Source organism: Massilia sp. BGA-UO-ETr-WB1 (assembly GCF_059567845.1).
On sequence record NZ_JCAQOT010000021.1, the window covers coordinates 693,508 to 708,692 of the forward strand.

At 64.3% G+C, this 15,185-nt stretch carries 13 protein-coding genes; 8 read left to right on the plus strand and 5 right to left on the minus strand.

Going from position 1 to position 15,185, the window contains the following annotated elements; translation table 11 throughout:
- The first annotated feature begins 208 nt into the window (after positions 1 to 208).
- Together AC56DV_RS07835 and AC56DV_RS07840 are read left to right on the plus strand one after the other, a co-directional pair.
- Complete coding sequence (locus tag AC56DV_RS07835; RefSeq protein ID WP_496313724.1) at positions 209 to 3,322, plus strand: sensor histidine kinase; 3,114 nt, start codon at positions 209 to 211, stop codon at positions 3,320 to 3,322.
- On the plus strand, positions 3,322 to 3,951 hold the full coding sequence (locus tag AC56DV_RS07840; protein ID WP_496313725.1) for a response regulator: 630 nt from the start codon (positions 3,322 to 3,324) through the stop codon (positions 3,949 to 3,951). The genes AC56DV_RS07835 and AC56DV_RS07840 overlap by 1 nt, the downstream gene beginning before the upstream one ends.
- A gap of 63 nt (positions 3,952 to 4,014) precedes the next feature.
- Here AC56DV_RS07840 and AC56DV_RS07845 read toward each other — a convergent pair whose 3' ends face one another.
- Positions 4,015 to 5,163, minus strand: coding sequence for an AraC family transcriptional regulator (locus tag AC56DV_RS07845; protein WP_496313726.1), 1,149 nt, complete (start codon positions 5,161 to 5,163; stop codon positions 4,015 to 4,017).
- 242 nt (positions 5,164 to 5,405) lie between these two features.
- Between AC56DV_RS07845 and AC56DV_RS07850 the strand changes: the two genes are divergently transcribed.
- The 3 genes from AC56DV_RS07850 to AC56DV_RS07860 are packed head-to-tail and all read left to right on the plus strand — an operon-like array spanning position 5,406 to position 8,575.
- Positions 5,406 to 6,350, plus strand: coding sequence for an HD-GYP domain-containing protein (locus AC56DV_RS07850; RefSeq protein ID WP_496313727.1), 945 nt, complete (start codon positions 5,406 to 5,408; stop codon positions 6,348 to 6,350).
- Positions 6,351 to 6,381: 31 nt separating this feature from the next.
- Positions 6,382 to 6,888, plus strand: coding sequence for a winged helix-turn-helix transcriptional regulator (locus tag AC56DV_RS07855; RefSeq protein ID WP_496313728.1), 507 nt, complete (start codon positions 6,382 to 6,384; stop codon positions 6,886 to 6,888).
- The gene (locus tag AC56DV_RS07860) at positions 6,878 to 8,575 is read left to right on the plus strand and encodes a long-chain-fatty-acid--CoA ligase (protein WP_496313729.1); all 1,698 of its coding nucleotides are present in this window, start codon (positions 6,878 to 6,880) and stop codon (positions 8,573 to 8,575) included. Before AC56DV_RS07855 ends, AC56DV_RS07860 begins: the two co-directional genes overlap by 11 nt.
- 4 nt (positions 8,576 to 8,579) lie before the next feature.
- Here AC56DV_RS07860 and AC56DV_RS07865 read toward each other — a convergent pair whose 3' ends face one another.
- Both AC56DV_RS07865 and AC56DV_RS07870 read right to left on the minus strand, forming a co-directional pair.
- Complete coding sequence (locus tag AC56DV_RS07865; protein WP_496313730.1) at positions 8,580 to 9,746, minus strand: acyl-CoA dehydrogenase family protein; 1,167 nt, start codon at positions 9,744 to 9,746, stop codon at positions 8,580 to 8,582.
- Between the two features lie 38 nt (positions 9,747 to 9,784).
- Positions 9,785 to 10,369, minus strand: coding sequence for a glycine zipper 2TM domain-containing protein (locus AC56DV_RS07870; protein ID WP_496313731.1), 585 nt, complete (start codon positions 10,367 to 10,369; stop codon positions 9,785 to 9,787).
- Positions 10,370 to 10,582: 213 nt separating this feature from the next.
- On the opposite strand from AC56DV_RS07870, the gene AC56DV_RS07875 reads away from it, so the two are divergent.
- Positions 10,583 to 10,852: a GlsB/YeaQ/YmgE family stress response membrane protein gene (locus AC56DV_RS07875; RefSeq protein ID WP_496313732.1), complete on the plus strand. Its 270-nt coding sequence runs from the start codon at positions 10,583 to 10,585 to the stop codon at positions 10,850 to 10,852.
- A gap of 142 nt (positions 10,853 to 10,994) precedes the next feature.
- Entirely contained in the window at positions 10,995 to 13,151 is a 2,157-nt protein-coding gene (locus AC56DV_RS07880) for a S46 family peptidase (protein WP_496313733.1), read from the plus strand.
- A 91-nt stretch (positions 13,152 to 13,242) separates the two neighbouring features.
- On the opposite strand, the gene AC56DV_RS07885 is transcribed toward AC56DV_RS07880, so the two are convergent.
- A complete protein-coding gene (locus AC56DV_RS07885; RefSeq protein ID WP_496313734.1) occupies positions 13,243 to 13,560 on the minus strand; it encodes a DMT family transporter in 318 nt (105 codons plus the stop codon).
- A 1-nt stretch (position 13,561) separates the two neighbouring features.
- Entirely contained in the window at positions 13,562 to 14,176 is a 615-nt protein-coding gene (locus AC56DV_RS07890) for a glutathione S-transferase family protein (protein WP_496313735.1), read from the minus strand.
- Between the two features lie 90 nt (positions 14,177 to 14,266).
- On the opposite strand from AC56DV_RS07890, the gene AC56DV_RS07895 reads away from it, so the two are divergent.
- Positions 14,267 to 15,175 (plus strand): LysR family transcriptional regulator, encoded by a 909-nt coding sequence (locus AC56DV_RS07895; protein WP_496313736.1) that lies wholly within the window; start codon positions 14,267 to 14,269, stop codon positions 15,173 to 15,175.
- The last annotated feature ends 10 nt before the right edge of the window (positions 15,176 to 15,185 follow it).

The following is a 15,185-nucleotide window of genomic DNA, read 5'->3' on the forward strand; positions in this document are numbered from 1 at the left end:
CAGGGTCAGCAGCAGGAACACCGCTCTCAAACACCTTTTCATCATCAGCTCCTTTGTTTGCAAAACACGAAAACCTGAACCGATCATGTCACTGCCGTTGATTGGCGGCTATCCCGTGAAAGGGTAATTTTTTCGCCACCCCCATGTCACAATTTCAATGTTAGACTGAAACAATTCAGTGGACGGCCTCTCAAAAGAAGATGGGAACATGGTGCTAACTTCGCGCTGGGGCGGATGCTTCGCGCTGCTCGGGATGCTGCTGTTGTCCTTGCTGCCTGCCCGCCCCGCCCGCGCCCTCGATCCAAACCGCTCAGTCTCGCAATATGCCCATACCACGTGGCGCATGGCCGATGGCGAGCTGCCAGGCATTCCCCATGCAATCGCACAAACGGCCGATGGCTACCTTTGGATAGGAACCGAGGCAGGCCTGGTCCGCTTCGATGGCGCGCGCTTTGTGCCTTGGGTGGCGCCGGCGGGAGACGCCCTCTGCGAATGCGCCATTCTGAGTCTGCTGGGAGCACGGGACGGCAGCTTATGGATCGGCACGCCCCGCTGGCTATATCACGTCAAGGATGGCATCTCGAAGAAGCATCCCTTCCGTGCGCAAATCAATCAGATCGTGGAAGACAGCGCCGGGAGCATATGGATCGCCAAGTCCAGGCTGGCCGACCCGGACGATACGCCGCTCTGCCGCATCACCGGGTCCGCCACGACCTGTTTCGGCGCAAAAGAAGGTCTCCCTTTCAAAAAGAACGGTCTGGCGGCGCTCGCCGAAGACGGCTCGGGAGGAATGTGGCTGGGTACGGTTCATGGGGTTTACCACTGGACGCCCGGACAGACCTCCCCGCATTTGCCGCCGCCGCTCGCCACCGCATCGGGCGCGACCGGTGTACTGGCACTGATGCGCCAACCCGGCGGCAATGTTCTGGTCGGTGTGGGACAAAGCGGCCCAGGGCTCGGGCTGCAACGATTGCAGGGCGGCGAATGGCGCGGCTTCCGGGCCCACGATGCCGATGGGACAGCCTGGGCCGTCAGCGCGCTGCATGCCGACCGCTCGGGCGGCCTGTGGGTTGCGACTGTCCGCGACGGCATCTATCACGTGCAAAACAACGCGGTCGATCATTTCAGCCAGCGCGAAGGACTGGCCAGCGAGTCCCCGGATGCCTTGTTTGAAGACCGCGAAGGCAATATCTGGGTCGCGTCATCGCAAGGCATCGACCGCTTCCGCGATTTGCCGGTCATCTCGTTGACCGCCCGGCAGGGACTAAGCGGCGACCATGTGGTCAGCGTGGCCGCCACGCGCGACGGTGGGGTTTGGGTCGGCAATGGCAACGCGCTGGATTTTCTGAAGCACGACAAACGCCTTTATTCACTCACTGAGCGGGAGCTGCTGGGCAAGCAGGTCACGGCCTTGTTGATCGACCACCGGGACAGGCTATGGTATGGCGTCGATGTGAATCTCGTCGTGAGAGAGGAAGGCCGCTCACGGATAGTCACCAAGCCCGACGGTAGCGCGCTCGGCGTCGTCATCAGTATTGTGCAGGACGGAGAGCAGAATATTTGGGCGGTGACGACCGGCAGTCCGCAAACACTCCATAAAATCCGGGGTGCGCAAGTGCTCGAATCCATTCCAGTCCCGCAGTCCGCGAAGGGCCGGGCGATCGAGGCTGACGTCGGTGAGGGCGTATGGATCGGGGGAGCGCGCGGGAACCTTCAGCACTATACGCGCGGGAAAATGACGCTCGTGGCCAGCGCGGGAGCTGATAATGGCATTGGCGGGATGTGGGCGGAGCGGGACGGCTCATTATGGGCGGCAACCTCGCAAGGCATTGCACGCTGGAAGGACAACGGTTTCCGGATCATGGACAGCCGTAACGGACTGCCCTGCAACCGTACCGATTCCTTGATTAAAGACGATGCCGGCACCCTGTGGGTCTATGCAAGTTGCGGTGTGATCTCCATTTCCGCCTCGGAATTGACCGCATGGTGGAGCAGCCCGAATGCCTCGGTAAAGTTCCGGCTTTTCGGCTTGCTGGACGGGTACGTCGCTGGTTCGTCGCCCTTCTCTCCCGAGGTCGCGAAATCGGCTGATGGCCGGCTGTGGTTTGCAAATGACCGGACCTTGCAAGTCATCGATCCGCGCCGCTTGCCGGATAACCGCGTCCCGCCGCCGGTGCTTATCGAAGCAATCATCGCAGACCGCAAGCGCTATGGGCCCACGAACGGCTTGAGCTTGCCCGCCCTGACGAAAGACATTCAGATCGACTACGTGGCGCTGAGCTATGCGCTGCCCCAGAAGGTCAAGTTCCGTTACAAGCTTGATGGGCATGACACCACCTGGCAAGAAGCGGGCAACCGGCGCCAGGCGTTTTACAACGATCTTCGGCCGGGCAGCTACCGGTTCAACGTAATGGCTTGCAACAATGACGGCGTCTGGAACGAAACTGGCGCAGCGATTAATTTCAGCATTACCCCGGCGTATTATCAGACCACGTGGTTTCGCGCCTTGGCCGCGGCCTTGACCGTCATGTTTTTCTGTCTGGCATACCGTTTCCGGGTGCGGCAAATTGCTGCTGCCCTCACCGCGCGGTTTGATGAACGGACCGCCGAGCGCACCCGGCTTGCAGCAGAGCTGCATGACACCATTTTGCAATCGATACAGGCCACCAAGCTGATTGCCGATCACGCGCGCCACGGCGCGGCATCCCACAAACCCGGGGAGCTCAACGAGGCTATCGTCAGCATCTCCAACTATCTCGCGAAGGCGACCATGGAGGCGCGCGCGGCACTGAACGACCTGCGTTTGTCCACGGTGGAAAAGAACGACCTCGCCCAGGCATTCCAATGCACCGCCGAATCGCTCGGCGTCCCGGCTGCAATGCGATTTACGGTATCTGTTGAAGGAAAGACGCGCGACCTGCATCCCATCGTGCGCGAAGAGGTTTATCGCATCGGCAACGAAGCCATCCTCAATGGCCTCAGACATTCAGGCGGAGATACGCTGAAAGTCATGCTGATCTACTCGCATAAGCTGATCGTGCGTATCACCGACAATGGAACAGGGATCGCACCTGATATCGCCAGCAGGGGCAAACCCGGGCACTTCGGCCTGCTGGGCATGCAGGAGCGGGCTTGCCGCATCCATGCCAAGTTGAACATTGCGAGCGGGCCCAATGGAGGAACGGTGGTGGAACTGGTCGTTCCAGGAAAAATGGTGTATGCAGAACAACACTACGGCATGCTGAAAAGCGTTTCAGCGAAGCTCGCGCGGTGCTTCCCGCGAAGCCGGCTTGCCACCGATGATGCAAAAGGGCCAATGTGATGAACGAACCAGCCAAAATCACCTTGCTTGTCGTCGATGATCATCCGCTGATGCGGGAAGGCGTGTCGAAGGTGATCAACGATCAGCCCGACATGCATGTTGTGGCGCAAGCGGCCGAAGGCAGGGAAGCGTTGGACCTATACCGCCAGCACAGGCCGGCCATTACGCTGCTCGATCTCCGCCTGCCTGATATCAGCGGTATCGAAGTCCTGCTGGCAATCCGCGCGGAGGATCCGAAAGCGAACGTCATCATCTTCACCACCGCCGAAGGGGACGTGGACATTCAGCGCTGCCTGCGCGGCGGAGCGCGAGGCTACGTCCTTAAAAGTACGCTGCCACAAGAGCTGACGGCGATCATCCGTGAGGCCCATCAAGGCAGGCGATGCATACCGGCGGACGTGGCAGCGCAGCTTGCCCACTACACCGGCGAGTCTGGCCTGACGGCGCGTGAAATCGAGGTCCTGTGCAAAGTCGCGCGCGGCCACCGCAACAAGGACATCGCCGGCCAGCTGTTCATTTCAGAAGAGACGGTGAAGGCGCATATGAAACACATTCTGGAAAAGCTGGGCGCCAGCGGCCGCTCGGAAGCCGTGGCGATCGCGGTACGTCGCGGCATCATGCAGCTCTGATCATTCCGTGGCCGGCCCACGCGCGGCTTAAAGCGGCGCCTGACGCTGCGGCACGGCTGACGCTTACGGTCCGGCCGGGCGGAAGCTGCTGGGCGGCGCACCCGCCCACGACACAAAGGCGCGCCGGAAGTTGGTGGCGTCGCTATAACCCAGGCGCGCCGCGATTTCATTATTATTCAAATCGCTGGTTCTTAAATAACTGAGCGCCAGCTGCATGCGGTGGCGCGACAGGATTTCACTGTAACTCGTGCCTTCCGCCTCCAGCCGGCGGCGCAAGGTGCGGGCGTTCACCGCCAATTCCCGCGCTATCTCCTCTATATTGGGAAACACTCCCGAACAGCCCAGCAATATCATCAGCACCGCGCCGGCCGCCGTGGCGTTGCGCGTCATCTTCTGCAAGGATTGCTCGCACAATTCCAGCATCATCGCGTGCGTAATCGCGTCCGCTTCCGGCCTTTCCTTTCCGGTTAACATTTCCCTGAAAACGATTTCATTTTTCTCCTGCTCAAATAATACTTCGCAGTTGAATAACTCCATATATTCAGCCGCATGCGGCGGGGCGGAAAAACGCAGGCTGATTCTTTTAAAATCAAAAAATTCGCCATATAAATCCCGCGCCATCGTTTTAAAACACGACATTTTCAATTCGACGGCGAAGCGGTATAAAGGATCGGTGGGCGCGCAGGCCAGGCTGGGTTCGATTTCCCATACCGCCCAGCCATCCTTGCCGGCATAGCGCAAATTGGTCAGCGGGTCGATCAGGCGGTTGTATTTGAGTACGGCGTGCAGCAGCGCTTTGCGGCTGGGGCTGCTCAGCAGGGCGAAGCCGAAAATGCCGCAGGCCGACGCATTGAAGCAAGTGCCCACTTTCAGCGCAACACTTGGCGCGTAGCGGATGGCGTTGCGGATAACGGCCAGGATCTGCAGCACCGAAAAGCGCGTGGAAGCGATGCGCATCTCCTCCTCGCCGATGCCGCTGCCGGCCAGCGCCAGCTGCGCCGGCACGCCGCGCAGCGCGAGCTGGTTCAGCAGGAACACCACCAGGTGGGCGGGATAAAAGCGCACCCCGTGGCTGTAGGGGGCGGGCGCGGCGGCGGACGGGCTGGAATCCTGAAGCAATTGGCTAACCTTGACTGACTGATTCATCTCTCTATTGACCTGTCCTGAACTGACCTGAAGAATGTCCGGTAATGACCTATGAATATTTCCCAAAAGGAAGTATATTGGTCATTTTGCAATTCAGCGCCAACTGATTCAGAGAAAAAATTATAGCATCCGGGATTAAATAGTTTACAGATTGCACTCATATTTTACAAATATCATGCAATAAGCACGCTGCAATCCATTCAGCTCTTCAGCAATAGATCAATTCGATGATTTTTATCAGAGCCTGTCTTTGGGGTTTGCTTGTGATCGCCTTGATACTGATCTGATGCAATTGGAAGACTCCAGATATGTTCAAGAAAATCACGCGCGAGCAAGCCCGCGTCGGCATGTATGTCCAGGAACTGTGCGGCAGCTGGTATCACCATCCGTTCTGGCAGCGTTCCTTCCTGATCCGCGACAGCGCCATGCTGGCCAGGCTGCATGCCAGCGCGGTGGAGGAACTGTGGATCGACCCCGCCAAAGGCATAGCCGGGGGCGGGGACGACCTGGCGCGCGCGGCCGAGCTGGTGGACCGCTCGCGCGCGGCCGTCTGTGCGCTGTTCAGCCAGGTGCGCGCCGGCGATGCGGCCGCGCTGCCCGCCGCGCTGTCGTCCACCCTGCCGCTGGTGGACGACATCATCGGCTCCATCTCGCACAATGCCGGCGCCATGCTGAGCCTGGTACGCCTGCGCACCAGCGACGACTACACCTACGCCCATTCGGTGGCCGTCTGCGCGCTGATGATAGCGCTAGCGCAACACATGGGCATGGCGCCCGGCGCGGTGCGCGAGTGCGGCCTGGCGGGCCTGCTGCACGACATCGGCAAGGCCACGGTGCCGCCCGAGATCCTGAACAAGCCTGACCGGCTCAGCCCGGCCGAGTTCGAAGCCGTCAAGCTGCACCCGGTGACCGGACACGCGCTGCTGAAGGCGGCCGGCGGCCTGTCGCCGGTGGTGGCCGACGTCTGCCTGCACCACCACGAGCGCTACGACGGCAAGGGTTACCCGTCGCGCCTGGCCGGCGAGGCCATCAGCCTGCAGGCGCGCATGGGAGCGGTGTGCGACGTGTACGACGCCGTCACTTCGCAGCGGCCCTACAAGGCGCCCTGGGATCCCCCGGACGCGCTGCGCCGCATGGCGGCCTGGACCCGCGAAGGCCATTTCGATCCCGCCGTGTTCGCCGCCTTCGTGCGCTGCCTCGGCATCGCCCCGGCCGCGAATTTCACTTGCGTAACCGAAGTGAATTTACTATAGTCGTTGTAAATTCACCAAGCGGGCCGCACCGATGAGCAAAACCTCCTTCGCCGACAAGAACTGTCCCATCGCCCAGACGCTGGAGCAGGTGGGCGAATGGTGGACCTTCGTCATCCTGCGCAACGCGTTCTGCGGCATGCGCCGCTTCCAGGAGTTCCAGCAGCACCTGGGCATCAGCACCAGCATCCTGACCCAGCGCCTGAACCGCCTGGTCGACAGCGGCATCCTGCTGCGCCAGCCGGCGCCGGACGACGGCCGCGTACTCCACTACCTGCTGACCGACAAGGGCCGCTCGCTCTACCCCATCCTCGCCGCGATGACGCTGTGGGGCGAGCAATGGGCGCCCAACCCCAAGGGCGCGCGCCTGACCATGGTGGAACGCGCCACCGGTCTGCCGGTGGCCGGCGTGGGCATCCTGTCGGCCGGCGGGCGCCAGCTGATGCCGGACCAGATCGACACGGTGGCCGGTCCCGGCGCCGACGACAGCACGCACGCATTGATGCGGATACGAGAGGAGACGATGAAAAATGCACGCTGAAGACCACCATGACATGCGCTGGCTCAAGTCCTATCCCGAAGGCGTCCCAGCCACCATCGACCCGGCGCAATACGGCTCGCTGGTGCAGTTGTTCGACGAATCGTTCACCCGCTTCGCCGAGCGCAAAGCTTACGTTTGCATGGACCGCGCCATGACCTACGCGGAACTGGACGGCCACTCGCGCAGCCTGGCCGCGTGGCTGCAGCAGCGCGGCCTGGGCAAGGGCGCGCGGGTGGCGGTGATGATGCCGAACGTGCTGCAGTATCCGGTGGCGGTGGCAGCCATCCTGCGCGCCGGCTGTATCGTGGTCAACGTCAATCCGCTGTACACGCCGCGCGAACTGGCGCACCAGCTGCAGGACTCCGGCGCCGAAGCCATCATCATCCTGGAGAACTTCGCGGTGACGCTGGAACAGGTGCTGGCCGGCGGCGCGCCGGGGATCCGGCACATCGTGGTCGCCGCCATGGGCGACATGCTCGGCACGCTCAAGGGGGCGCTGGTGAACCTGGTGCTGCGCAGGGTGAAAAAGCTGGTGCCGGCCTACCGCCTGCCCGGCGCCGTGCCCTTCCTCCAGGCGCTGAAGCAGGGTGCGGCGCTGGCGCTGCGCCCGGCGCCGCTCGGGCATGACGACATCGCCTTCCTGCAGTACACCGGCGGCACCACCGGCCTGTCCAAGGGCGCCACGCTCACGCACCGCAACGTCATCGCCAACATGCTGCAGAACGACGCCTGGGCCGGACCGGCGCTGCGCCAGGCGCAGGCGGACGGCGAACTGGTGACCGTGTGCGCGCTGCCGCTGTACCACATCCTGGCCCTGAACGCCTGCATGCTGATGGGCGCGCGCTGGGGCGCGACCAATCTGCTGATCCCCAACCCGCGCGACATGGGCCGCTTCGTCAAGGAACTGGCCAAGGTGCGCGTGAACTTCTTCCCGGGCGTAAACACGCTGTTCAACGGCCTGCTGAACCAGCCCGGCTTTGCGGCGCTGGATTTCTCGGGCCTGCGCATCACGCTGGGCGGCGGCATGGCGGTGCAAAAGGCGGTCAGCGACCGCTGGCGCGGCGTGACGGGCGTGCCTATCCTGGAAGGCTACGGCCTGTCCGAAACCTCCCCCACCGCCACCCTGTGCCCGCCCGGGCAGAGCGAATTTTCGGGCACCATCGGCCTGCCGGTGCCGTCCACCGAGGTGGCTATCCTGGACGACAACGGTGAACCGGTGCCGCCCGGCCAGCCGGGCGAAATCGCGATACGCGGCCCGCAGGTGATGGCGGGCTACTGGAACCGGCCCGGCGAGACCGCGCAAGCGATGACCGCCAGCGGCTTCTTCAAGTCGGGCGACGTCGGCATCATGGACCAGGGCGGCTACGTGAAAATCGTCGACCGCAAGAAGGACATGATCCTGGTGTCCGGCTTCAACGTCTACCCGAACGAGGTGGAAGGCGTGGTGGCGGCGCATCCGGATGTGCTGGAATGCGCCTGCATCGGCGTGCCCGACGCCGCCTCTGGCGAAGCGGTGAAGCTGTTCGTGGTGCGCAGGAACGCCGCACTCACGCAGGCCCAGCTCATGGACTACTGCAAGGCGCAGCTGACCGGCTACAAAAAGCCGAAATACATCGAGTTCCGCGAAGCGCTGCCGAAATCCAACGTCGGCAAGATACTGCGCAGGGAACTGCGCGAGGCGGCATAGCGCTTCAGGGCAGCAGCAGCGAATGCTGGCTGGCGGTGTGGAAGTCGCGCCAGACGCGGTTGATTTCGCTCTCTTCATGGGCCGCATACAGGCCGCAGTATGGATAGAGTTCGTCCACCGCCTGGCGCGACACGGCCACCAGCGCCAGCGAAGCGGCTTGCAGTCCCGCCATGTCGGCGGCACCCAGCTGGGCGCCCGCCGCGACCAGCGCCCAGGCACGCTCCAGCATCCAATAGAAGTGCTTGCGCGCTGCGGCGAAGGAATGCTCTTTGGCTTCCAGCAATGCCGCCACGCCGGGCGCCTGCAGCAGCGGCAGGCCGGACATGGAATGCTTGCGGCGGCTCATCGCGGGCCGCGCCAGCTGCATGAAGTGCGCGGCCATGCCCGCCACGTTGGCGGCCAGGGTGACGAAGGCCAGCGAATAGAAGGGGAAGCGGTACAGCGGCCCGTCCGCCGTGGCGCCTGCCGCGCTGATGGCGAAGCCGTGGTCGCGGTGCAGCCACTGGCTGTCGATGCGGTAGCTGTGCGAGGCGCTGGCGCGCATGCCGATGCTGCCCCACGACGGCACGATACGCACCTGCGCGGCCGGCACGATGAAGGCGCGGATGCGCGGCGCGCCGTGCTCGTCGAGCAGCGGCTGGCCGTGTTCGCGCAGCACCGCGTTCAAGGTGAAATGGGTGGCCATGGGCGCGCCGCTGGCATAGTCCCAGCGGCCGGTGATGCGGTAGCCGCCGCCTTCCAGGTCGGCATGCCCGGTGGGCGCGCCGCTGCCGCCCACGCACACGCGCCGCGTGCCGACGATGGCGCGCGCCGTTGCGGGCGGCAGGAAGCCGGCGAACCAGCCGGCGCCGGCGCACAGGGTCAGCACCCAGCCCATGCTGCCGTCGATGGTGGCCACCGCTTCCTCGAGGCGCACCGCGTCCGGCAAGGCCAGCTCGGCGCCGCCGCAAGCGCGCGGCGCCAGCATCTTCAGCCAGCCGCGCCGGTGCAGCAAGGCTTGCTGAACGGGATGCAGGAAACGCGCCGCGTCCGCCGCAGCGGCGTAGCGCGCAATGCGGCGCGCATCACGCGCGGCCAGCGGCACCGCGCAGCGGTCCAGCGCGGCTGCCGGCAGGGCGGCGGATGCGGCGGAAGGAGGCGGGGTAAAGGATGCGGCGGCGGAGTCGGTCATGCTGGGCTTGCTCAGTAGCTAAGCCCAGCATTCTCGCATTATTTCTGCTCAGGCGCCGAGCTGGCCTGGTTGCGCTTGGCGATCTCGTTGCCGAGGTAGCCGCCGCCGATGGCGCCCGCCACCGTGGCCAGCGTGCGGCCTTTGCCGTCGCCCACCTGGTTGCCCACCAGGCCGCCCACTACCGCGCCGATGCCGATGCCCAGCGCGCTGTTCTGCGGCGCCGCTGCCGGCGCCGGAGCGGCGGCTGGCTGCTGAGCCGGCTGCGCCGCGGGCTGCTGGGCCACCTGCGGCTTCGCATACTCATGGTGCACCACGGTTTTATGATGCACGACCTGTTTCGGCGCCGGCGCGGCGGCCGCAGCCGCAGGCTGGACGGCGGCAGGCTGCGCGGCCAGCGCATTGGCGGCAGGTGCGGCCGGGAGGGCGCCGGGGGCGGTGGCGCTCAGCTCGGCCGGCGCACTGCCCTGCACTGCCGCCGTGGCGGGCGCAGTCTCCACCGTGCTTTTCGAGCCCGGCAGCAAGCCGGCAAAGGCGGCCGCGCCAACCAGGCTGGCGATGGTGACGGACGCCGCGGCGACAGCCATCAGCGGGTGGATGCGGTTGCTGGTCGAGGTGTTTTCCATTTTTGTTCTCCGTAAGATAGACGCTCAGTGGCGCCGGTACTGGTGATAACGCGCCAAAAACGGATCGGGCTGTTGGAAAAGTGTTTCCAGAGTAATCAAATGTAAGCGCCTTGCGTACGCTGGCGCACGGACTGGACCCATCTTCCCACCGAGAATAGCCCCAAGGGCCACCCGGCCGGGTTGGCCTGTCAGTCAACTATGAAGGGGATCAATATGAACTTTATTATCTGGATCGTCATTGGCGGCATCATCGGCTGGCTTGCCAGCATGGTCATGAAAACCGACGCGCAGCAAGGCATCTTGCTGAACATGGTGGTCGGTATTGTGGGCGCCCTGCTGGGCGGCTGGTTCCTCTCGCCGCTGTTCGGCGTTTCCACCATCAATGCGGACGATTTCAGTGCCCTGTCGCTGCTCGTTTCCTTCCTGGGCGCCGTCATCCTCCTGGGCATCGTCAATCTGATCTTCAGGGGCCGCTTGCGCTAGTTCCCCGTCAGTGGGTAAGTGTCATTATCAAAAAGCCAACGCTTTGCGTTGGCTTTTTGTGCACAGCAACCAAGAATATCGTTGACGTAATTGAACGCCAAAAGGATACTCGGCATTTTTCCGCCCTTGAGTGTCCTATTCAATGAACAAATCCCTGATCGCGCTCGCCATCCTGAGCACCGCAGCCCACGCCGATGAAGGCATGTGGATGCCGCAACAGCTGCCACAAGTAGCTAAGCAACTGAAAGCCGCCGGCCTGAAGCTGGACCCGTCCAAACTGACCCAGCTGACCGAGTTCCCGATGGGCGCCATCGTCAGCCTGGGCGGCTGCTCGGCTTCCTTCGTGTCGCCGCAAGGCCTGGTCGCCACCAACCACCACTGCGTGTACAACAGCGTGGCGCACAACTCCACGCCGCAGAACGACCTGCTGGCCAACGGTTTCCTGGCCAAGACCTTCGCCGACGAAGTGCCGGCCACCCCGGGCACGCGCATCTTCGTGACCAAGGAAGTGGTGGACGTGACGTCCAGGATCATCACGCCGGAAGTGGCCAAGCTGAACGGCAAGAAGCGCAGCGACGCGATCGAGAAGAACCAGAAGGCCATGGTGGCCGAGTGCGAAAAAGACGAGGGCCACCGCTGCACCGTGTCGGCTTACTACGGCAGCCTGGAATACTACAAGATCAAGCAACTGGAAATCCGCGACGTGCGCCTGGTGCACGCGCCGCCTGAAGGCGTGGGCAAGTTCGGCGGCGACACCGACAACTGGATGTGGCCGCGCCACACCGGCGACTACGGCTTCTACCGCGCCTACGTGAGCAAGGACGGCAAGGCCGCCGACTTCAGCAAGGACAACGTGCCTTACGTGCCGAAGCACGTGCTGAAGCTGGCCAAGGAAGGCGTGAAGGAAGGCGACTTCATCATGGTGGCCGGCTACCCTGGCCGCACCAACCGCCACCGCCTGCCGTCGGAAGTGGACTTCACCTTCGGCTGGAACTATCCGCAGTTCGTGAAAGCGTCGGCCGACAACCTGGCCATCATCGCCGCCGAGACCAAGGACAACAAGGACAGCGCGCTGAAATACGCCGGCCAGGTTGCCAACGTGAACAACTACTACAAGAACCGCCAGGGCATGCTGGACTCCTACGCCGGCAGCGATTTCCTGGCCCGCAAGACCCGCGAGCATGAAGAACTGAAAGCCTGGGTCAACAGCGACGCCAAGCGCAAGGCCGAATACGCGGCCGGCATCGCGCAGGTCGAAGAGCTGATCGCCAAGCGCGACGCCAACGTCAAGCGCGAGTTCGAACTGAGCTACTCGCAGCCGCGTCTGCTGAACACGGCCCGCACCCTGTACCGCCTGGCCAATGAATCGCAGAAGCCGGACGTGGAGCGCAAGGCCGGCTACCAGGAACGCGACCTGAAGCGCATTGAAGCTTCGGTGGCCGCGCTGGTGCGCAACTACGACGAGAAGGTGGACAAGGCGCTGGTGCTGCATCACCTGGCCAAGTACGCCGCCATGCCGAAGGCCGAGCGCAACGCCAACTGGGACGCCGCCATCGGCATCGTGGACGGCATGGACGCTGCCGCGCTGAAAGGTGCGATCGACAAGCTGTACGCCGGCAGCAAGCTGGGCGACGCCGCCGAGCGCAAGGCATGGCTGGGCAAGAAGCCGGCCGACTTCCAGGCCGCCAACGACAGCTTCATCAAAGCCGCCGTCGCCATGTACGACGTGGCCATGAAGGAAGAAGCGGAAGAGGAAGAGCTGGCGGGCAGCCTGCAGCAAGCCTACTCGAGCTACATGAAGGCCAAGATCGCCTACATGAAGACCAAGGGCCAGGCCGTCTACCCGGACGCCAACAGCACCCTGCGCGTCACCTTCGGCAAGATCGCCGGCCGCCCATGGGGCACCGCCGACGGCACCGCCTGGACCGCGTTCACCACCGTCAAGGGCGTGGCCGCCAAAGCCACCGGCACGGGCGAGTTCAACGCGCCGAAAGCGCAGCTGGACGCGATCAAGAACAAGGACTTCGGCAAGTACGTTGACCCCGTGCTGAAATCGGTTCCGGTGAACTACCTGGCCACGCTGGACATCACCGGCGGCAACTCCGGTTCGGCCGCGCTGAACGCCAAGGGCGAGTTCATCGGCCTGGCCTTCGACGGCACGCTGGACTCCATCATCTCCGATTGGGACTTCAACAACGCCAACACGCGCGATATCCAGGTCGACCTGCGCTACATGCTGTGGAACATGAAGCACGTGGACAAGGCCGACAACCTGTTGAAAGAAATGGGCGCCGAGTAAGCATCGGCGTCTAACTCCGGGCGGCCACTCCCCGCCCTTTTGAAAGCCACGCGCGCCCGACTGCCCGCGTGGCTTTTTTTCGCCCCTGCAGTCAGGCCGGCGCGAGTTTCAGGCCGGCGATGCAGGCGATGATGGCGGCGATCAGCAGCAGGCGCAGCGGGCTGGCGCTCTCGCCGAAGGCGGCGATGCCGATCAGCGCGGCGCCGGCCGCGCCCAGGCCGGTGAACACGGCGAAGGCGGTGCCCACCGGCAGCTGCTTGAGCGATATCGTCAGCAGCGCTATGGCGCCGTTGGCGAATACCAGGCCCGCCACGCTGGGCCAGAAACGGGTCCAGCCTTCGGCGTATTTCAGGGCCACCGCCATCGCGATGTCCACCAGCGCGGCGGCCAGCAGTATCGTCCAGGCCATGTCATTCCCCTTTCGCCTGCGCCATGCCGCGCGCCGTGGCGGGGCGCCGCGCAATGCGCTCCAGCCACGCGGACACAGCAGCATACGCCGCCATGTCCAGCCCCAGCTCGTGGTGCGAGGCAAGCCATGGCCAGGTGGCGATGTCGGCGATGCTGTAGTCGTCGCCCGCCAGCCAGGCGCTGGACGCCAGCCGCTGCTCGACCACGCCGTACAGGCGGCGCACCTCGCGGCCGTAGCGCTCCAGCGCCTGCTCGTTGCGCGGCTCGCTGCTGGCGCCATGGCGGAACCACCACAGCTGCCCCAGCATCGGCCCCACGCTGGCCACCTGCAGGAACAGCCATTGCAGCACCGTGCTGCGCGCCGCGCCGTCCTTCGGCAGCAGGCGCCCCGCCTTGTCGGCCAGGTGGATCAGGATGGCGCCGGATTCGAAGATGGCCCGGCCGTCGTCCACCAGCAGCGGGATCTTGTGGTTGGGGCTCATGGCCGCGAAGTCCGGCTGGTGCTGCTGGCCGGCGTTCAGGTCCAGCAGGCGGACTTCATGCTGCAGTTCCAGCTCCTGCAAAGCAATGGTGATCTTCTGGCCGTTGGGGGTGTTGGCGGTGTACAGCGTCATCATGGTGCGGCTCCTGGGTGAAGTGATGGAGCCAGTATAGGTTCTGCAAAAACGCATTAAAATTGGCAAAAACTGCCAAATGGTTATGCAAAAATGCACAACATGGATTGGGAAGACCTGCGCTGCTTCATCGCCCTGAGCGGCGCCATGGGCCGGGGCGGCGGCGTGTCCTCCGCCGCGCGCGAACTGGGCGTGAACCACTCCACCGTGCTGCGCCGCCTGGACAGCCTGGAACGCGCGCTCGGCGTGCGCCTGTTCGAGCGCTTCCAGTCCGGCTACACGATGACGCAGGCCGGCGAGACGCTGCAGGCGCGCCTGGCCGGCGTGGAGGAGCAGATCGCCGCGGCCCGCAGCGCCGTCGCCGGCCATGACCAGCAGCTGGAAGGCGACATCCGCATCACCACCACCGACACGCTGGCGCGCAGCCTGCTCATGCCCAGCCTGGCGCGCTTCCAGCAGCGCCATCCCGGCGTGCGCTTGCAGCTGGTGCTGAACAACGCCTTCCTGAACCTGAACCGGCGCGAGGCCGACGTGGCGCTGCGCCCCTCCAACACGCCGCCGGACACCCTGGTCGGCCGCCGCCTCGGCGCGCTGTCCAGCGCCATTTACGCCTCGCACAGCTATCTGAAGGCGGCGGCCAAACGGGGGCTTGGCGGCACCGGCCCGGACGACTGGGCCGGGCACGACTGGATCGGCCTGGACGACACGCTGGCCCACCTGGAGCAGGCCCGCTGGCTGGCGCAGCATGTGCCGCCGGAACGCATCCGCATGCGCGTGGACAGCCTGCTGGCCATGGTGGACGCGGCGCGCGACGGCATCGGTATGGCGCCGCTGCTGTGCCACCTGGCGGACCCGGAGCGCCGCCTGCAGCGCGTGGCCGAACCGGACCCGCGCTTCGACACCGGCCTGTGGCTGCTGACCCACCGCGACCTGAAGGACACCGCGCGCATCAAAGCGCTGACCCGGTTCCTCTACGAAGACCTGGGTGCAGCGCTGGCCTGAGCCGGACCAG